Raw genomic sequence first — 19,197 nt, 5'->3', positions numbered from 1 at the left:
CGGCGCCGGCGGCGTCGGTGTGTCCGGGGTCCGTGCGACAGGGGAGGACGACGACGTGAGCGAGCTGCTGACCGAGCGCTCGGGCCGGGTGGCCGCCGCGCGGAAGCTGACCCGCCGGGCCGGCCGCGACGAGGCCGGCGCCTTCCTCGCCGAGGGCCGGCAGGCCGTGAGCGAGGCGCTCGCGCTGGCCGTGTCCGACCCGGACGCCGTCCGCGAGGTCTTCGCCACCGAGGCCGCTGCGGCCGCGCACCGCGACCTGCTCGCCGGCGCCGCCGTCCCGGTCCGGCTGGTCACCGAGAGGGCCGCGGCGTCGCTGTCGGAGACCGTGACGCCGCAGGGCCTGGTCGCCGTCTGCGCCCTGCGCGACCTGCCCGCCGGCCGGCTCGCCGCCGACCCGCCGGCGCTGGCGGTGGCCCTCGCCGGCCTCGCCGACCCGGGCAACGCCGGCACCGTGCTGCGCACCGCCGACGCCTGCGGCGCGGGCGCGGTGGTCTTCGGCGCCGGGTCCGCCGACCCCTACGGCGGCAAGGCCGTGCGGTCCAGCGCGGGCAGCCTGTTCCACCTCGACGTCGTCCGGGGCGCGCCGTTGGAGCCGCTGGTCGGCGACCTGCGGGCCCACGGGGTCACCGTGCTCGCCGCCGACGGCGGGGGAGAGGCCTCCCTCGACGGGCTGGGCGACGTCCTCGCCGGGCCGGTGCTGTGGCTGTTCGGCAACGAGGCGCGCGGCGTGCCGCCGGAGCTGGCCGCGGCCGCCGACGCCCGGGTGCGGATCCCGATGCGCGGCCGCGCCGAGAGCCTCAACCTGGCCGCCGCCGCGGCCATCTGCCTCTACGCCACACAGCTCGCCCAGGGCTGACAGGCTGCCCGGGTGGACGACGACGCGGCCAAGGCGACCCTCCTGCGTTACCTGACCTCCGCCCGCGAGGCGCTGCTCTGGAAGCTCGACGGGCTTTCGGAGTACGACGTGCGCCGGCCGCTGACGCCCACCGGCACCAACCTGCTCGGCCTGGTGAAGCACCTCGCCTGCGTGGAGGCCGGCTACCTGGGCGGCGTGCTGGGCCGGCCGTTCCCCGAGCCGATGGTCTGGGACGACCCCGGCGCGGGGGACGACGACGACCTGTGGGCGCGCGCCGACGAGTCCCGTGCCGACGTCCTCGCGCTCTCCGCCCGGGTGGCCGCGCACGCGGAGGCCACCGTCGCCGCGCTCCCGCTGGACGCCACCGGCGAGGTGCCGTGGTGGCCCGAGGAGCGCCGCCACCCCACGCTGCACGCGCTGCTGGTCCACGTGCTGGCCGAGGTGGCGCGCCACGCCGGCCACGCCGACGTGCTGCGCGAGGGCCTCGACGGCGCGGCCGGCCTGCGCCGGGACAACGACAACCTCACCCGCGACGGCGACGCCGCCCGGGCCGCCTACGTCGCGACGGTCGAGGCGGCCGCGGCGGCCTTCCGCTGAGCCGGGACCGGGTCCGGCGCGGGCGCCACCCGGACGCGCGGAGGGGGACGGCGCGACCGCGCCGTCCCCCTCCGCCCCGTGCCCGGCCGGACCCTCCCCGGTCAGCCGAGCACGGGCGCCGCCGGCGGCGGCACCGCCGCGGCCGCCGCCCGCGCGGTGGCCGCCCGGGCCACCGCGCCGCGCGAGGCGGCCTTGCGCTCGTACATCCGCAGGTCGGCCCGGTGCAGCAGGTCGGCGAACACGACGCCGTCGGCCGGGCAGACGCTCACCCCGATGCTCGCGCCCACCGTCACCTCGGTGCCCAAGAGCGGCACCGGACGGCGGATCGAGGCCACCAGCTCCTCGGCGACCCGCGCCGCCTCGGCGGCCGCGGTCTCCGGGTGCAGGTCGGGCAGCGCGACGAGGAACTCGTCCCCGCCGAGCCGGGCCAGCAGGTCGCGGCGGCGGACCCGGTCGCGCAGCCGGCCGGCCACCACCTGCAGCAGCTCGTCGCCGGCGGCGTGGCCGAGCGCGTCGTTGACCGCCTTGAACCCGTCGAGGTCGACGAACAGCAGGCCGAGGGCGTCGCCGCGGGCTCGGGCCTCCCAGATCGCCGCCTCCACCTGCTCCTCCAGTCGCCGCCGGTTGGGCAGGCCGGTGAGCGGGTCGGTGTAGGCGAGCTCCTGGATGCGGGCCAGCGCCGCCGACGTGCGGTCCCGCTCGCGGACCAGCGCCCGCTCGGCCTCCACGCGGGCGGTCACGTCCACCTGCACGCCGATGTACTGGACGACGGTGCCGTCGGCGTCGTGCACCGGCGCGAGGTGCAGCTCGTTCCACCACGGCGTCCGCTCGGGGCCGCGCACGTTGAGCACCGTCTCGCGACAGGACTCGCCCGCGGCGACGGCGGCCCGGATCCGCGCGACGGCGGCGGGGTCGGCGTCGGGGCTCTGCAGCTGCCGGCAGTTGCGGCCGAGGATGTCCTGCGCGGACAGCCCGGCGAGCTCCCGGAAGGCGGCGTTGGCGTAGACGATCGGCTGGTCGGCCAGCCGCATGTCCACCACGGTCACGCCGCTCGGCGTGGCCTCCAGCGCCCGGCGCAGCAGCACCTCGGCGTTGGTGGTGCCGACGGCGAGACCGCCGGCGGGCCGGCCCGCCGGGGCGGCCGCGGCCGGCGCGTGCGCCGGGAGCCCGGCGACGGGGCCGACCCGCGGTGCCACCCGCGACAGCAGCGACTGCGCCGCGGCCGACACCGTGTCGCGGTCGTAGGTGAGCGCGTACTCGAAGGTGCGCTCGAGGTCGGGACCGTCCTCGCCGAGGTCGCGGGCGAGCAGGGCCGCGCTGAAGTGCGGGGACAGGACGGCGACGTCCCACTCGCCGCGCACCGGGTCGGCCGGGTCGAGGTGGGCGCCGCGCACGCCGGGCAGCGGCTCGACCGGCAGGTCCTCGCCCAGGGCGCAGACGAAGCCGGCGCGGGCGACCAGGTCGCGGTAGCGCTGGGTGGTGGAGACGGTGAAGTGGCGCGCCTCCTGGAAGGTCGAGGCGACCACGCAGGTCTCGCCCAGCCGCATCGCCTCGCGCTCCAGCTGCTTGGACAGCTCGATGAGCAGGGCCTTGGGCGCCCGCCGCAGCGGGGTGCCGTCGGGCAGGCAGGCGAAGGGCGACACCGCGCCGAGCGCGCCGGCCGGGGCGCCGGCGCCGGGCAGCGCCAGCTCGCCGACGGTCAGGCCGGGCGCGGCACCCGGGCCGGGCCGGCCGAACAGCCAGCCCTGGCCGAGGGTGGCGCCGAGGCCGCGGGCGGTCCGCAGGTGGCGCTCGTCCTCGATGCCCTCGGCCAGCACGACGGCGCCGCTGCGCTCGGCGTAGGCGTTGACCGCGTTCATGATCTCGGCGATCTGCGGGCCGGGGCGCTCCTGCACCAGGCGCAGGTCGAGCTTCACCACGTCGGGGCGCAGCAGCGGCAGGAACGCCAGCGACATCGACTCCGCGCCGACGTCGTCGACGGCGATCGACCAGCCGAGCTCGCGGACCCGCTCCACCGTGCGCAGGAGCTCGGCCGGGCGGGCCGCGATCGCCCGCTCGGTGATCTCCATGACGACCCGGACGTGGCCGGGCGCCCGCTCGGCGATGGCCAGCAGGTCGGCCAGCGGGGCGGTGTCGAGCACCTCGGGCTCCACGTTCACGAAGACCGTCAGCGGGGCGACGAGGGCGGCGTCGACGGCGCCGCGGAAGGCGGCGGCACGGCACGCCTCGTCGAGCTCGGCCAGCCGGCCGGCGGCGCGGGCGGCCGCGAAGAGGGCGTCGGGCCGTTCGAGCGGGCCGACCGGACCGCGGGCGAGCGCCTCGTAGGCGACCACCCGTCCGGTGTCGAGCTCCACGATCGGCTGGAAGACGCTGTGGACGCCGCGGATGGCGTCGTCGAGCAGCGCGGCGGACACGACGTCGGCCACGGTGTCGGTCACCGTGCCGCCGGGCGCCGGTGCCTGTGAGGAGAGGGTCACGCGGTCGTTGTCGGCACGGGAGGCGGAATCCGACACCCGGTGGTCCGGGATCTCCCCCCGGAGGGTCAGGAGGGAAGGGCGATGAGGACGACGGCCGCGGCCGCGGCGCCCAGCCCGGCCCGCTGCGCGGCGACCAGCCGCTCGCGGAGCAGCACCTGCGCCAGCACCACCGTGCTCACCGGGTAGAGCGACGCCAGCACGCCGGTGATCGCCAGCGACCCGCCGGCCTGGGTGGCCACGAGGAACAGCGCGTTGGCCGTCATGTCGCCGATGCCGGCCAGCAGCACCACCGGCAGGACCCGCCGCGGCACCCGCAGCCCCGACCCGCCGGCCAGCGCCAGCCCGCCGACGAGCAGCACCGACACCACGCGGGCGGCGGCCAGCGGCGTGAGCCCGGCGTCGTCGCCGGTGCGGTCGAGCACGACGAAGAACAGGCCGAAGCCCGCGCCGGCGGCCAGCGCGGGGGCGACGGCCGACAGCCGGGCCGAGCGCAGCGAGGCCAGCCCGCCCTCCGCCGACACCAGCACCACCGCGACCAGCGCCAGGACGATGCCGGCCACCGCCACCGCGCCCAGCCGCTCGCCGAGCAGCAGCCCGCCGAGCACCGGCAGCGCCGCGGCCGACACCGCCGTCACCGGCGCCACGACGCTCATCACGCCGGTGGCCAGCGCCCGGTAGAAGAGGACCAGCCCGGCGCCGCCGGCGATCCCGGCGACCGCGCCCCACAGGAGGTCGGCCGGCGCCGGGTCCCCGCCGAGCCACGGCAGCAGCAGCGCCACGGTGAGCAGGCCCGCGGCCTGCGACAGCGCGACGACGGTGGCCGCGGCGACCCGCCGGCTGGCCATGCCGCCGGCGAAGTCGGCCATCCCGTAGACGACGGCCGAGGCCAGCGCCAGCAGCGTCGCCATCCGGTGCGCCTCCCCGTGTCCGTCCCCGCCGCACCGCCCTGCCGGCCCGCCGCGCCGCCCGATCCTGGCAGCCGCCGCCGACGGGACCGGAACCCGCAGGCGGACGGGGAGGAGAGCCGGGCAGAATGGCCTCCCGTGTCCGGCGCCAACGACCCCTACGACCCCAAGCAGGTCGCGGCCCTGTCCGCCGAGGCCCTCGACGGAGCCGTCGCGGCGGCCCGGGAGGCCTTCGCGTCCGCTGCCGACCTCGACGCGCTGGCCGCCGCCCGCCCGGCCCACCTCGGTGACCGCGCGCCCGTGCCGCTGGCCCGCCGCGAGCTCGGCGCGCTGCCGCCGGCCGCCCGCGCCGACGCCGGCAAGCGCGTCAACGCCGCGCGCGTCGCCGTCACCGAGGCCTTCGACGCCCGCCGCGCGGAGCTCGAGGCCGAGCGCGACGCGCGGGTGCTGGCCGAGGAGCGGGTCGACGTCACCCTGCCCTGGGACCGCGCCCCGCGCGGCGCCCGCCACCCGCTGACCACGCTGCAGGAGCGCATCGCCGACGTCTTCGTCGGCATGGGCTACGAGGTGGCCGACGGCCCCGAGCTCGAGGCCGAGTGGCTGAACTTCGACGCGCTCAACATCGGCCGCGACCACCCGGCGCGCACGATGATGGACACCCTCTTCGTGGCGCCCGAGGACTCCGGCCTGGTGCTGCGCACCCACACCAGCCCGGTGCAGGCCCGCACGCTGCTGTCCCGCACGCCGCCGGTCTACGTCGTCGCGCCCGGGCGGGTCTACCGCACCGACGAGCTCGACGCGACGCACACCCCGGTGTTCCACCAGGTGGAGGGCCTCGCGGTCGACCGCGGCCTGACCATGGCGCACCTGCGCGGCACACTCGACTCCCTGGCGCGGTCGCTGTTCGGCCCGGAGGCGATCACCCGCTGGCGGCCGAGCTACTTCCCCTTCACCGAGCCCTCGGCGGAGTTCGACGTCTGGTTCCCCGAGCACCGCGACGGCCCGCGCTGGGTCGAGTGGGGCGGCTGCGGGATGGTCAACCCGCGGGTGCTCGTGGCCTGCGGCGTCGACCCCGAGGAGTTCAGCGGCTTCGCCTTCGGCATGGGCATCGAGCGGGCGCTGCAGTTCCGCTCGGGCGTCGGCGACATGCGCGACATCGTCGAGGGCGACGTCCGGTTCACGAAGGCGTTCGGAGTGGAGCTCTGATGCGGGTCCCCGTCGGCTGGCTGGCCGAGTACGTCGACGTCCCCGCCGGGACGACCGTCGAGGAGCTCGACGCCGCCTTCGTCCGGCTGGGCCTCGAGGTCGAGGAGGTCCACACCCCGGCCGAGGTCACCGGCCCGCTGGTGGTCGGCCGGGTGCTGGGGATCGAGGAGCTCACGGGCTTCAAGAAGCCGATCCGCTGGTGCCAGGTCGACGTCGGCGAGGGCGCCCCGCGCGGCATCGTCTGCGGCGCCCGGAACTTCGCCGTCGGCGACACCGTCGTCGTCGCGCTGCCCGGCGCGGTGCTGCCCGGCGGGTTCGAGATCGCCGCCCGGAAGACCTACGACCACGTGTCCGACGGGATGATCTGCTCGGTCCGCGAGCTCGGCATCGGCGAGGACCACGCCGGGATCCTCGTGCTCGGCGACGGGTTCGAGCCCGGCGCCGACGCCCGCCCGGTCGTGGGCCTCGACGACGTCGTCGTCGAGCTGGCCGTCACCCCCGACCGCGGCTACTGCCTGTCCATGCGCGGCATCGCCCGCGAGATGGGCACCGGCCTCGCGGTCGGCTGGCGCGACCCGGGCGCCGCCGAGGACCCGAGCTGGTCCGGCGAGCCGGCGTGGGACGTCACCGTCGCCGACGCCGAGCGCTGCGACCGGTTCTCGATGGTCGCCCTGGAGGGCCTCGACCCGACCGCGCCCAGCCCCTGGTGGATGCGCCGCCGGCTGGCCCAGTCCGGCATCCGGTCGATCTCGCTGGCCGTCGACGTCACCAACTACGTGATGCTCGAGCTCGGCCAGCCGATGCACGCCTTCGACCGCGCCGCGGTGACCGGCCCGATCGTCGTCCGCCGGGCCCGCGAGGGCGAGCGGCTGACCACCCTCGACGGCGCCGACCGCGTGCTGTCCGACGACGACCTGCTCATCACCGACGACACCGGCCCGATCGGGCTGGCCGCGGTCATGGGCGGGGCGTCCACCGAGATCGGTGACGGCACGACGGACGTCCTGCTGGAGGCCGCGCACTGGGAACCGACCGGGGTGGCCCGCACCGCCCGCCGGCACCGGCTGCCCAGCGAGGCGGCCCGCCGCTTCGAGCGCGGCGTCGACCCGGAGATGACCGTCGTCGCGCTCGCCCGCGCGGCGGCGCTGCTCGCCGAGTACGGCGGCGCCCGCGTCGTCGGCGCGCCGGTCGACGTCGACACCCGCCGCCCGCGCCCGACGATCGCGCTGGCCGCCGACCGGCCCGGCCGGGTCTCCGGCGTGCCCTACCCGCCGGAGCAGGTGGTCGAGCTGCTCGGCGCCGTCGGCTGCGCCGTGGAGGCCGACGGGGACCGGCTCACCGTCACCCCGCCGTCCTGGCGCCCCGACCTCACCGACCCGGCCGACCTGGTCGAGGAGGTCGTCCGCCTCGCCGGCTACGACGACGTCCCCTCCGTGCTGCCCACCGCCCCGCCCGGGCGCGGGCTCACCGAGACCCAGCGCCGCCGCCGCGCGATCGGCCGGGCGCTGGCCGAGGCCGGCCACGTCGAGGCGCCGGCCTACCCGTTCCTCGCGCCGTCGGTGTTCGACGCCCTCGGCCTGGACGCCGACGACGAGCGGCGCGCCGTGGTCCTCGTGCGCAACCCGCTGTCGGAGGAGGAGCCGGCGCTGCGCACCACGCTGCTGCCGGGCCTGCTCGCCACCCTGGCCCGCAACCTGGCCCGCGGGCAGCGCGACCTCGCCCTGTTCGAGCACGGCGCGGTCTTCCGCGGCGGCGACCGCACCCCCGCGCCGCTCCCCGGCGTCGACGCCCGGCCCGACGACGAGACGCTCGCCGCGCTGCTGGGCGCGGTGCCCGAGCAGCCGTGGCACGTCGCCGTCGCCCTCGCCGGCCAGCGCGAGCCGCGCGGCTGGTGGGGCCCGGGCCGCCCGGCCGGCTGGGCCGACGCCGTGCAGGCCGCGCGCGTGGTGGCCGCGGCCGCGGGCGTGGAACTGTTCGTCCGCCCCGGCGAGCGGGCGCCCTGGCACCCGGGCCGCTGCGCCGAGCTGGTCGTGCGCGTCGGCGACGACGACGTCGTGGCCGGGTACGCCGGCGAGCTGCACCCGCGGGTGTGCGCGGCGCTGGACCTGCCCGCCCGCACGTCGGTGATGGAGCTCGACGTCGACGCGCTCCCGGCCCGGCCGGTGCCCGTCGGCCCGCGGATCTCCGCCTTCCCGCCGGTGTTCCTCGACCTCGCCTTCGTCGTGCCCGACGAGGTCACCGCCTCGCACGTCGAGTCGCTGGTGCGCGGGGGAGCGGGCGAGCTGTTCGAGGCGGTGCGCCTGTTCGACGTCTACTCCGGCCCGCCGGTGCCGACCGGGTCGCGCTCGCTGGCGTACTCGCTGGTGCTGCGCGCGCCCGACCGCACGCTCACCGCGGCCGACGTCGCCCAGGTGCGCGAGGGCATCCTCGCCGTCGTCGCCATGCAGGGGATCACCCTGCGCAGTGGTGATGCCTGACCTCTCCGGGCTGGTTGTGCTCGTCACCGGGGCGTCCGCGGGCATCGGCCGGCACCTCGCCGAGGGGCTGGCCGCCCGCGGCGCCGCCGTCGCCGGCCTCGCCCGCGGCGGGGAGCGGCTGCGGGCGGCGATGGACGACGTCGCCGCGGCCACCGGGGGGCGCACGCTGGCCGTGCCCGCCGACGTCACCGACGCCGCCGCGGTCGACGCCGCCGTCGCCCGGGTGACCGCGGAGCTCGGCCCGGTGGGCCTGCTGGTCAACAACGCGGGCGCGATCGACGCCGCCGAGGTGCTGCTGTGGGAGGCCGACCCCGAGCAGTGGTGGTCGGTGGTGGAGAGCCAGGTGCGCGGGCCGTTCCTCCTCGCCCGCGCCGTGCTGCCGGGGATGCTCGCGGCCGGCGGCGGGCGCGTGGTCGGGCTGGCCAGCGGCCTGGGCACCCGCGGCGACGCACGCTACAGCGCCTACTCGGCCGGCAAGTCCGCGCAGATGCGGATCACCGAGGCGATCGGGCTGGCCGGCGCCGGGCACGGCGTGCGCGCGTTCGACGTGGCGCCGGGCGTCGTCGACACCGCGATGACCCGCGCCATGCCCATGCACGCCGGCCGCACCGAGTGGACCCGGCCCGCCGACGTCGTCGACCTCGTCGTGGCCATCGCCGCCGGGGAGCTCGACGCGTGGTCGGGGCGCTTCCTGCGCGCCGGCGCCGACACCCTGGACGCCCTGCGCGCCACCACCCCGGCCGGCGACGCCCGCCGGCTGCGGCTGCTCCCGTACGGCGACGCCGACCCCCTGGCCTGACCCCGCGCCTGTTCCTCCGCGGCGGCCCGTGCTCTGCCCACCCCCGCGGGGCAGTGCTCGAGGACTCCGCCTGCGGGTGCTCGTGCTCTGCCCACCCCCGCGGGGCAGTGCTCGAGGACTCTCCCCGCGGGTGCTCGTGCTCTGCCCACGCCTGCGGGGCAGTGCTCGAGGACTCCGCCTGCGGGTGCTCGTGCTCTGCCCACGCCTGCGGGGCAGTGCTCGAGGACTCTCCCCGCGGGTGCTCGTGCTCTGCCCACACCGGCGGGGCAGAGCACGACCCGGCTCGGGAGGCCGTGCGTCCTCCGGGGAGGTCGTGCTCTGCACACCATCGCGCGCAGAGCACGACCGTGCCGGCACGGGGACCCGACCTCGACGATGAAAGGTCATGCACGCTCCTGTATGGTCATGCATCGTGAACACAGGGCAGACGTGGACGGTCGGGGTCACCGGCGCCACCGGGTACGCGGGCGGTGAGGTGGTCCGGCTGCTGGCCGGGCACCCGCACCTCCGGCTGGCCGGGGTGCACGCCAACTCGAGCGCCGGCCGACGCCTGGGCGAGCTGCAGCCCCACCTGCTGCCCTTCGCCGACCTCGAGGTGCGGCCGAGCGCGCCCGCGGACCTCGCCGGCTACGACGTCGTCGTCCTCGCGCTCCCGCACGGCGAGTCGGCCGCGATCGCCGCGCAGCTGCCCGAGGACACGCTCGTCATCGACTGCGGCGCCGACCACCGGCTCGAGGACCCGGCCGCCTGGGCCCGCTGGTACGGCGGCGAGCACTCCGGCTCCTGGCCCTACGGCCTGCCCGAGCTGCCCGGCCAGCGGGAGAAGCTGGCCGGCGCGCGGCGGATCGCCGTCCCCGGCTGCTACCCGACGTCGGTCACCCTCGCGATGGCCCCGGCGCTGGCCGCGGGCCTGGTCGAGCCCGACATCGTCGTGGTCGCCGCCTCCGGCACCTCCGGCGCGGGCAAGGCCGCGAAGCCGCACCTGCTCGGCAGCGAGGTCATGGGATCGGCGAGCGCCTACGGCGTCGGCGGGGTCCACCGGCACACCCCGGAGATGGCGCAGACCCTCGGCGCCGCCGCCGGCCAGCCGGTGCGGATCAGCTTCACGCCCACGCTGGTGCCGATGAGCCGGGGCATCCTCGCCACCTGCTCGGCGCCGCTGCGGCCGGGCACCGACGCCGAGGCCGCGCGGGCCGCCTACGCCGAGGCCTACGGCGACGAGCCGTTCGTGCACCTGCTGCCCGAGGGCCAGTGGCCCACCACCGCGCAGGTGCTCGGCGCGAACACGGTCGCGGTCCAGGTCGCCGTCGACCCCGACGCCGGCCGGCTGGTCGTCGTCGCCGCCGTCGACAACCTCACCAAGGGCACCGCGGGCGGGGCCGTCCAGAGCGCCAACATCGCCCTCGGCCTGCCCGAGACCGCGGGCCTGCCGCTGGTGGGGGTGGCCCCGTGAGCGTCACCGCACCCGCGGGCTTCCGGGCCGCCGGCGTCGCGGCCGGGCTCAAGAGCACCGGCGCCCAGGACGTCGCGCTGGTCGTCAACGACGGCCCGCAGGACGCCGCGGCCGCCGTCTTCACCACCAACCGCTTCCCCGCCGCGCCGGTGCTGTGGAGCCGGCAGGTCCTCTCCGGCGGGCGGCTGCGGGCGGTCGTCCTCAACTCCGGCGGCGCCAACGCGTGCACCGGCCCGGAGGGTTTCCAGGACACCCACGCCACCGCCGAGCACACCGCCGCCGCGCTCGGGCGTGCCGGTCTGGAGGTCGGCGCGGTCGACGTCGCCGTCGCCTCCACCGGGCTGATCGGCGTCCGGCTGCCGATGGACCGGCTGCTGCCCGGCGTCACCGCCGCCGCGGGGGCGCTGTCCGCCGACGGCGGTCCCGACGCCGCCCGGGCGATCATGACCACCGACTCGGTGCCCAAGACGACGGTGCAGCAGCGCGACGGCTGGTCCGTCGGCGGCATGGCCAAGGGCGCCGGCATGCTCGCGCCGAGCCTCGCCACGATGCTCGTCGTCCTCACCACCGACGCCGCCGTCGAGCCGGCCGTCCTGCAGGAGGCGCTGGCCGCCGCCACCGGCGTCAGCTTCGAGCGGGTCGACTCCGACGGCTGCCTGTCCACCAACGACACGGTCATCGCGATGGCCAACGGCGCCAGCGGCGTCACGCCGTCCGCGGCGGAGGTGGCCGAGGCGCTCACCGCCGCGGCCACCGACCTCGCCATGCAGCTGCTCGCCGACGCCGAGGGCTCCACCAAGGACATCGCGATCACCGTCCGCAACGCGGCCAGCGTGCGCGACGCGCTCACCGCCGGCCGGGCCTGCGCGCGCAACAACCTGCTCAAGACGGCGCTGTTCGGCAACGACCCCAACTGGGGCCGGGTGCTCGCCGCCATCGGCACCACCGACGCCGCCTTCGAGCCCGACGGCGTCGACGTCACGATCAACGGCGTGACCGTCTGCCGGGGCGGCGCCATCGGCGACCCGCGCGAGGGCGTCGACCTCACCGGCCGGGCCATCACCATCGACGTCGACCTCCGGGCCGGCACCGAGCAGGCCACGATCTGGACCAACGACCTGTCCATCGCCTACGTGCACGAGAACTCGGCGTACTCCACATGAGCACCGCACAGGACCCGAGCCCGCCCGACGTCCGGATCGACGAGCAGCCCCCGCCGCCGCGCCGCCGCATCGGCACCACCCGGGTGATGCGCACCTACGACCCGGAGGGCGACGCCCGGAAGGTCGCCGTCCTCACCGGGGCGCTGCCGTGGCTGCGCGAGTTCCACGGCAACGTGGTGGTGATCAAGTACGGCGGCCACGCGATGGTCGACGAGGAGTGCCGCCGCGCCTTCGCCGAGGACATGGTGTTCCTGCGGACCTGCGGCATCCTGCCCGTCGTCGTCCACGGCGGCGGCCCGCAGATCACCGGGATGCTGTCCCGGCTCGGCATCGCCAGCGAGTTCCGCGGCGGCCTGCGGGTGACCACCCCGGAGACCGTCGAGGTGGTCCGCATGGTGCTCACCGGCCAGGTCGGCCCGGAGGTCGTGGGGCTGATCAACTCCCACGGCCCGCTCGCGGTCGGCCTGTCCGGGGAGGACGGCGGGCTGTTCACCGCCGAGCGGACGACGGCCGTCGTCGACGGCGAGCCGGTCGACGTCGGCCTGGTGGGCGACGTCGCCGCGGTCGACCCGGCACCGGTCACCGCGCTGCTGGCCGCCGGGAAGATCCCGGTGGTGGCCACGGTGGCCCCCGACCGCGACGGCGTGGTGCACAACGTCAACGCCGACACCGCCGCGGCGGCGCTCGCCGTCGCGCTGGGCGCGGTCAAGCTCGTCGTCCTCACCGACGTCGAGGGCCTCTACGCCGACTGGCCCGACCGCGACTCGCTCGTGCAGCAGATCGACGCCGCCGAGCTCGCGGAGATCCTCCCGGACCTCGACGCCGGGATGATCCCGAAGATGGCCGCCTGCCTGCGGGCGGTCGAGGGCGGGCTGAAGCGGGCGACCGTCGTCGACGGCCGCACCCCGCACGCCTTGCTGCTGGAGATGTTCACCACCGAGGGCACCGGGACGATGGTCGTCCCCGCCCACAGCCTGAGCGGAGAGGAGCCGGCATGACCCACACGGAGGAGCTGGCCACCCGCTGGTCGGCCGTGATGATGGGCAACTACCGCACGCCCCCGGTCGCGCTCGCCCGCGGCGAGGGGTCGGTCGTCTGGGACGTCGACGGCCGCGAGCACACCGACCTGCTCGGCGGCATCGCGACGACGATCCTCGGCCACGCCCACCCGCGGGTCACCGAGGCGATCACCCGCCAGGCGGGCACCCTCGGCCACGTCTCCAACCTGGCGATGCACGAGCCCGGCGTCACCCTCGCCGAGCGGCTGCTGGAGCTCGCCGGCCGGCCCGGGCGGGTCTTCTTCTGCAACTCCGGCGCCGAGGCCAACGAGGCCGCCTTCAAGATCAGCCGGCTCACCGGCCGGCCCGAGGTCGTCACCGCCGAGGGCGCCTTCCACGGCCGCACGATGGGCGCGCTCGCGCTCACCGGGCAGCCGTCGAAGGCCGCCGCGTTCGCCCCGCTGCCCGGCGGCGTCCGGTACGTGCCGTACGGCGACGCCGCCGCGCTGGCCGGCGCGGTCGGCGGGCAGACGGCGATGGTGCTGCTCGAGCCGATGCTCGGCGAGGGCGGCGTGCTGCCCCCGCCGGCGGGCTACCTGGCCGCGGCCGCCCGCACCGCCGCCGACGCCGGGGCGCTGTTCGCCGTCGACGAGGTGCAGACCGGCACCGGCCGCACCGGCCACTGGTTCGCCTCCCAGGCGGACGGGCTCCAGCCCGACCTGATCACGCTGGCCAAGGCGATCGGCGGCGGCCTGCCGCTGGGCGCCACGCTCGCCTTCGGCGACGCCGCCGAGCTCATGACCGCCGGCTCCCACGGCTCGACGTTCGGCGGCAACCCGATCGCCTGCGCCGCCGCGCTCGCCGTCCTCGACACCGTGCGCGACGAGGGCCTGCTCGAGCGGGCCAAGGAGCTCGAGCACCGGTTCACCGCCGGCATCGAGGGCCTCGGCCACCCCGGCGTCTCCGGCGTGCGGGGGAGGGGCGCGCTGCTCGGCGTCGTCCTCACGGCCCCGGCCGCCGCAGCCCTGGAGGCGCACCTGCGCGCCGCCGGCTTCCTCACCAACGCCGTCGCCCCCGACGTGGTGCGGCTGGCCCCCTCCCTGGTCGTGACGGACGCCCAGGTCGACGCGTTCGTCGCCGCCCTCCCCGCGGCCCTCGACGCCGCCCTCCAGGAGACCGCCCCGTGATCCGGCACCTCACCCGCGACGACGACCTCACCCCCGGCGAGCAGGCCGAGGTCCTGGCGCTGGCCGCCGAGCTCAAGCGCACCCGGCACACCGACGCCGCGCCCACCCCGCTGCGGGCCGCGAACGGCGTGCCCCGCGCGGTCGCCGTCCTGTTCGACAAGCCCTCCACCCGCACCCGGGTGTCGTTCTCCGTCGGCGTCGCCGAGCTCGGCGGGTACCCGCTGGTCATCGACGCCGGGTCCAGCCAGCTCGGGCGCGGCGAGCCGGTGGAGGACACCACCCGGGTCCTCGACCGGCAGGTGTCGGCGATCGTGTGGCGCACCTTCGGCCAGGACCGGCTGGAGACCATGGCCGCCACCAGCCGCGTGCCGGTGGTCAACGCGCTCACCGACGACTTCCACCCCTGCCAGATCCTCGCCGACCTGCAGACGGTGATCGAGCGCAGGGGGTCGCTGGCCGGCCGGTCGCTCAGCTACCTCGGCGACGGCGCCAACAACATGGCGCACTCCTACCTGCTCGGCGGCGCCACCGCCGGCATGCACGTGCGGATCGGCTCCCCGGAGGCCTACCAGCCCGCCCCGGACGTGCTCAAGCGGGCGGCGGAGATCGCTGCCGAGACCGGCGGCTCGGTGCAGTGGACCGCCGACGCCGCGGCCGCCGCCGACGGCGCCGACGTGCTGGTCACCGACACCTGGGTCTCCATGGGCCAGGAGGACGAGTACGACACCCGCGTCGCGCCGTTCCTGCCCTACGCGCTGGACCAGGCCGCGGTCGACCGCGCCGCCGACGACGTCGTCGTCCTGCACTGCCTGCCCGCCTACCGGGGCAAGGAGATCGCCGCCGACGTGATCGACGGCCCGCGGTCGGCCGTCTGGGACGAGGCGGAGAACCGGCTGCACGCGCAGAAGGCCCTGCTGCTGTGGCTCCTGGAGCGATCCGGGTGACGGGGGACCGCGCGTGACCGGGGCGCTGACCCGCTCGGCCCGGCAGGCGCGCATCGCCGAGCTGATCACCGCCCGGCCGGTCACGTCGCAGACCCAGCTGGCGGCCCTGCTGGCCGACGGCGGCATCGAGGTCACCCAGGCCACGCTGTCCCGCGACCTCGAGGAGCTCGGCGCGGTCAAGCTGCGCGGCACCGACGGCGCCCCGGCGTCCTACGTGCTGCCGCCGGAGAACGCCCCGCTGCGCCCGGCCCAGGCCGCGCCCGCCCGCCTCACCCGGCTGCTGGCCGACCTGCTCACCAGCGCCGACGGCAGCGCCAACCTCGCCGTCCTGCGCACCCCGCCCGGGGCCGCCCAGTTCCTCGCCTCGGCGCTGGACAAGGTGGGACTGCCCGACGTGCTGGGCACCATCGCCGGGGACGACACGCTGCTCGTCGTCTCCCGTGCCCCCGACGGCGGCCCCGCGCTGGCCGAGCGGCTGCGGGCGATGGCCGCGCGGACCCCCGCCGTCTACCCCGAGCTGCACAGCGACCTGACCGACGACGCCCCCGTCCCTGAGCCCCCCGGAGGACCGACCCCGTGACCGACCCGACCGCCCCCGCCTCGCAGACCCGGCTCTGGGGCGGCCGCTTCGGCGGCGGCCCCTCCCCGGCCATGGCGGCGCTGTCGAAGTCCACCGACGTCGACTGGCGGCTGGCCCCCTACGACCTGGCCGGCTCCCGCGCGCACGCCCGCGTGCTGCACCGCGCCGGCCTGCTCGCCGACGACGAGCTCGAGCAGATGCTCGGGGCGCTCACCGAGCTGTCGGCCGAGGTCGCCGCCGGCACCTTCGCGCCCGTCGAGGCCGACGAGGACGTGCACGAGGCGCTCGAGCGGGGCCTGATCGCCAAGCTCGGCACGCTCGGCGGGAAGCTGCGCGCCGGCCGGTCCCGCAACGACCAGGTCGCCACCGACCTGCGGCTCTACCTCCGCCACAACGTGCGCGCCCTGGTCGGGGAGCTCTCCTCGCTGGAGTACGCCCTCCTCGGGCTGGCCGAGCGGTACCAGGACGTGCCGGCCCCCGGCATGACCCACCTCCAGCACGCCCAGCCGGTGCTCATCGCCCACCAGCTGCTCGCGCACGCGCACGCGTTCGCCCGCGACGTCGACCGGCTGCAGGACTGGGACCGCCGCGCCGCCGTCAGCCCGCTGGGCTCGGGCGCGCTGGCCGGCTCGTCGCTGCCGCTGGACCCCGACGCCGTCGCCGCCGAGCTCGGCTTCGACCGGGCCGCCGACAACTCGATCGACGCGGTCAGCGACCGCGACTTCGCCGCCGAGTTCTGCTTCGCGGCCGCGCTCATCGGCGTCCACCTGTCCCGGCTGGGGGAGGAGGTCGTGCTCTGGACGTCGACCGAGTTCGGCTGGGCCCGCCTCGACGACGCCTGGGCCACCGGGTCGTCGATAATGCCGCAGAAGAAGAACCCCGACATCGCCGAGCTCGCGCGCGGCAAGTCCGGCCGGTTCGTGGGCAATCTGACCGGCCTGCTCACCATGCTCAAGGGCCTGCCCCTGGCCTACGACCGCGACCTGCAGGAGGACAAGGAGCCGGTCTTCGACTCCCTCGAGCAGCTGCTGCTCCTGCTGCCCGCGGTCACCGGGATGGTCGCCACGCTGACGCTGCGCCCGGAGGTGCTCGAGGCCGCCGCCCCGCAGGGCTTCGCGCTGGCCACCGACGTCGCGGAGTGGCTGGTGCGCAACGGCGTCCCGTTCCGCTCGGCGCACGAGATCTCCGGCGCGATGGTCGCCTTCTGCGAGGAGGCGGGCGTCGAGCTCGACGAGCTCGACGACGACCAGCTCGCCGGCATCGACGAGCGGCTCACCCCCGAGGTGCGCTCCGTGCTCTCGGTGCGCGGCGCGCTGGAGGCCCGCAGCACCCGCGGGGGGACGGCGCCCGAGCGGGTCGCGGGCCAGCTGGCGACGCTGAAGGACGTCGCCGCCGCGCACGGCCGGTGGTCGGCCGGCTCGCCCGTGGCGGCCGCGCTCTGACCTCGCCGGGGCGGCTGCTCACCGCCGACGAGCTGCTCGGGCCGGTCGACCAGGTCGCACCGGCCCTGCTCGGCTGCTGGGTGGTCACCGACCGGCCCGAGGGCACCGTCGCCGTCCGGCTCACCGAGGTGGAGGCGTACTCCGGGGAGGGGGAGGATCCCGCCTCGCACGCCCACCGCGGGCCGACGCCGCGCGCGGCCATCATGTTCGGCCCGCCCGGGCGGCTGTACGTCTACTTCAGCTACGGCGTGCACTGGTGCGCCAACGTCGTCGTCGGCCCGGCGGGGCGCGGGTCGGCGGTGCTGCTCCGCGCCGGCGAGGTGGTGGTGGGGGAGTCCCTGGCCGCCGTCCGCCGTCCCTCCGCGCGGGTGCCGCGGGACCTCGCCCGCGGGCCCGCCCGGCTCACCGCGGCGCTGGCGATCGGGCCGGGCGACGGCGGCGCCGACGTCCTCGACCCCGCCTCCCCGGTGCGCCTGCACGCGGGGGAGCCGCCGGCCGGGGTGTCGGCCGGGCCCCGGGTCGGCATCAGCCGGGCGACCGAGCTGCCGTGGCGGTTCTGGGAGACCGGGGCGCCGTCGGTGAGCGCGTTCCGCCCGGGGGGACGCCGGCGTCCCCGGAGCGCCGGGCAGGATTGATCCCGTGACCGATGTCCTCCCCGAGCTGAAGCGCCGCGGCCTCATCGCCCAGACCACCGACGAGGCCGCGCTGTCCACGCACCTCGCCGGGGGACCGGTCACCTACTACTGCGGGTTCGACCCCACCGCGCCGAGCCTGCACGTCGGCCACCTGGTGCAGGTCATGGTCCTGCGGGCGCTGCAGCGGGCCGGGCACCGGCCGGTGGTGCTGGTGGGCGGCGCCACCGGGCTGATCGGCGACCCCCGGCCGACGGCGGAGCGCCAGCTCAACGACCGCGCCACGGTGGCCGGCTGGGTCGACAGCATCCGCCGGCAGCTGGCGCCGTTCCTCGAGCTGCCGGCCGAGCGCGGGGGCCTGCCCGCCCCGGTGTACGTCGACAACCTCACCTGGACCGAGCCGCTGTCGGCGATCGACCTGCTGCGCGACCTCGGCAAGCACTTCCGGGTGGGCCGGATGCTCGCCAAGGAGGCGGTGTCGGCCCGGCTGAACTCCGAGGCGGGCATCAGCTACACCGAGTTCAGCTACCAGATCCTCCAGGCGCACGACTACCTGCAGCTCTTCCGCCGGCACGGGGTGACGCTCCAGACCGGCGGCTCCGACCAGTGGGGCAACCTGACCGCCGGCATCGACCTGGTGCGGCGCGTCGAGGGCGCCGGCGTGCACGCTCTCTCCACCCAGCTGGTCACCAAGTCCGACGGGCAGAAGTTCGGCAAGAGCGAGGGCGGCACGGTCTGGCTGGACCCGTCGCTCACCTCGCCGTACGCGTTCTTCCAGTTCTGGCTCAACGCCGACGACGCCGACGCGCTCACCTGGCTGCCCCAGTTCTCCGAGCGCCCGGCCGAGGAGGTGGCCGCGATCGTCGCCGAGAGCACCGAGCGGCCGGCCTCCCGGGCGGCGCAGCGCGCGCTGGCCGAGGAGCTGACGGCCCTGGTGCACGGGCCCGAGGAGCTGCGCCAGGCGGAGGCGGCCGGGCGTGCGCTCTTCGGGCGCGACGACCTCGCCGCCCTGGGGCCCGAGACGCTGGCCGCCGCCCTGCGGGAGGCCGGCAGCGTCACCGTCGACGGCGGAACGCCGACCGTCGCCCAGCTCCTCCAGCAGACCGGGCTCGTCGCCAGCCTGTCCGAGGCCCGGAGGACGGTGAAGGAGGGCGGCGCCTACCTGAACAACGAGCGGGTGACCGACGCCGACGCGGTCCCCGGTGAGGACGCCTGGCTGCCCGGGGGCTGGCTGGTGCTGCGCCGCGGCAAGCGCTCCGTGGCCGGCGTGCAGCGGGTGACGCCCTAGCCCGACGCCCGTGTGAACGGCGTGTGACACGCCGGTTCCGGAACGGTGTCCGGCGTCACCGCGGCCCGGGTTTGACACGGGTCCGACAGCCACGTAACTTTCTCTCTGCGCGCCGCACGGCCCGGGAGGGCAGCGGAGAGGCACCGGTAGGAGCCCCCGTTGCGGGCGCGAGAGGACAACACAGCCTCCAGCA

Annotated in this window: 16 protein-coding genes; 14 read left to right on the top strand and 2 right to left on the bottom strand. The window is 76.9% G+C overall.

The window, feature by feature from the left end; all coding sequences use genetic code 11:
• The first annotated feature begins 55 nt into the window (after positions 1–55).
• Together WA616_RS09790 and WA616_RS09785 are read left to right on the top strand one after the other, a co-directional pair.
• Positions 56–856: a TrmH family RNA methyltransferase gene (locus WA616_RS09790; RefSeq protein ID WP_336029320.1), complete on the top strand. Its 801-nt coding sequence runs from the start codon at positions 56–58 to the stop codon at positions 854–856.
• Between the two features lie 12 nt (positions 857–868).
• Positions 869–1,453 (top strand): DinB family protein, encoded by a 585-nt coding sequence (locus WA616_RS09785; RefSeq protein ID WP_336029318.1) that lies wholly within the window; start codon positions 869–871, stop codon positions 1,451–1,453.
• Positions 1,454–1,554: 101 nt separating this feature from the next.
• Here the strand turns inward: WA616_RS09785 and WA616_RS09780 are convergent, their stop codons facing one another.
• Complete coding sequence (locus WA616_RS09780) at positions 1,555–3,930, bottom strand: diguanylate cyclase domain-containing protein (protein WP_336029315.1); 2,376 nt, start codon at positions 3,928–3,930, stop codon at positions 1,555–1,557.
• A 65-nt stretch (positions 3,931–3,995) separates the two neighbouring features.
• Complete coding sequence (locus WA616_RS09775; RefSeq protein ID WP_336029313.1) at positions 3,996–4,838, bottom strand: EamA family transporter; 843 nt, start codon at positions 4,836–4,838, stop codon at positions 3,996–3,998.
• A gap of 135 nt (positions 4,839–4,973) precedes the next feature.
• Here WA616_RS09775 and pheS point away from each other — a divergent pair, with 135 nt between their 5' ends.
• The 12 genes from pheS (at position 4,974) to tyrS (ending at position 19,004) form a co-directional block, all read left to right on the top strand.
• On the top strand, positions 4,974–6,041 hold the full coding sequence (gene pheS / locus WA616_RS09770) for a phenylalanine--tRNA ligase subunit alpha (protein WP_336029311.1): 1,068 nt from the start codon (positions 4,974–4,976) through the stop codon (positions 6,039–6,041).
• On the top strand, positions 6,041–8,518 hold the full coding sequence (gene pheT / locus WA616_RS09765) for a phenylalanine--tRNA ligase subunit beta (RefSeq protein ID WP_336029309.1): 2,478 nt from the start codon (positions 6,041–6,043) through the stop codon (positions 8,516–8,518). The genes pheS and pheT overlap by 1 nt, the downstream gene beginning before the upstream one ends.
• The gene (locus WA616_RS09760) at positions 8,511–9,317 is read left to right on the top strand and encodes an SDR family NAD(P)-dependent oxidoreductase (RefSeq protein WP_336029308.1); all 807 of its coding nucleotides are present in this window, start codon (positions 8,511–8,513) and stop codon (positions 9,315–9,317) included. Before pheT ends, WA616_RS09760 begins: the two co-directional genes overlap by 8 nt.
• Positions 9,318–9,729: 412 nt before the next feature.
• On the top strand, positions 9,730–10,770 hold the full coding sequence (argC, locus tag WA616_RS09755; RefSeq protein WP_336029307.1) for an N-acetyl-gamma-glutamyl-phosphate reductase: 1,041 nt from the start codon (positions 9,730–9,732) through the stop codon (positions 10,768–10,770).
• The gene (gene argJ / locus WA616_RS09750) at positions 10,767–11,933 is read left to right on the top strand and encodes a bifunctional glutamate N-acetyltransferase/amino-acid acetyltransferase ArgJ (RefSeq protein ID WP_336029305.1); all 1,167 of its coding nucleotides are present in this window, start codon (positions 10,767–10,769) and stop codon (positions 11,931–11,933) included. Before argC ends, argJ begins: the two co-directional genes overlap by 4 nt.
• Positions 11,930–12,931 (top strand): acetylglutamate kinase, encoded by a 1,002-nt coding sequence (gene argB, locus WA616_RS09745; protein WP_336029304.1) that lies wholly within the window; start codon positions 11,930–11,932, stop codon positions 12,929–12,931. The genes argJ and argB overlap by 4 nt, the downstream gene beginning before the upstream one ends.
• Positions 12,928–14,118 (top strand): acetylornithine transaminase, encoded by a 1,191-nt coding sequence (locus WA616_RS09740; protein ID WP_336029302.1) that lies wholly within the window; start codon positions 12,928–12,930, stop codon positions 14,116–14,118. The genes argB and WA616_RS09740 overlap by 4 nt, the downstream gene beginning before the upstream one ends.
• A complete protein-coding gene (gene argF / locus WA616_RS09735) occupies positions 14,115–15,062 on the top strand; it encodes an ornithine carbamoyltransferase (RefSeq protein WP_336029301.1) in 948 nt (315 codons plus the stop codon). The genes WA616_RS09740 and argF overlap by 4 nt, the downstream gene beginning before the upstream one ends.
• A 13-nt stretch (positions 15,063–15,075) precedes the next feature.
• On the top strand, positions 15,076–15,642 hold the full coding sequence (locus tag WA616_RS09730; RefSeq protein WP_073422730.1) for an arginine repressor: 567 nt from the start codon (positions 15,076–15,078) through the stop codon (positions 15,640–15,642).
• Positions 15,639–17,084 carry an argininosuccinate lyase gene (gene argH / locus WA616_RS09725; protein WP_336029296.1) on the top strand — a complete coding sequence of 482 codons (1,446 nt, stop codon included), beginning with the start codon at positions 15,639–15,641 and terminating at the stop codon, positions 17,082–17,084. The genes WA616_RS09730 and argH overlap by 4 nt, the downstream gene beginning before the upstream one ends.
• On the top strand, positions 17,048–17,719 hold the full coding sequence (locus WA616_RS09720; protein ID WP_336029294.1) for a DNA-3-methyladenine glycosylase: 672 nt from the start codon (positions 17,048–17,050) through the stop codon (positions 17,717–17,719). The genes argH and WA616_RS09720 overlap by 37 nt, the downstream gene beginning before the upstream one ends.
• A 4-nt stretch (positions 17,720–17,723) precedes the next feature.
• Positions 17,724–19,004: a tyrosine--tRNA ligase gene (tyrS, locus tag WA616_RS09715; RefSeq protein WP_336029292.1), complete on the top strand. Its 1,281-nt coding sequence runs from the start codon at positions 17,724–17,726 to the stop codon at positions 19,002–19,004.
• Positions 19,005–19,197 lie beyond the last annotated feature (193 nt).

Origin of the sequence: Geodermatophilus sp. FMUSA9-8 (genome assembly GCF_037034165.1) — a bacterium.
Taxonomy (GTDB): domain Bacteria; phylum Actinomycetota; class Actinomycetes; order Mycobacteriales; family Geodermatophilaceae; genus Geodermatophilus; species Geodermatophilus nigrescens.
The sequence above is the reverse complement of the archived record's forward strand: the minus strand, read 5'-3'. Positions and strand labels throughout refer to the sequence as shown.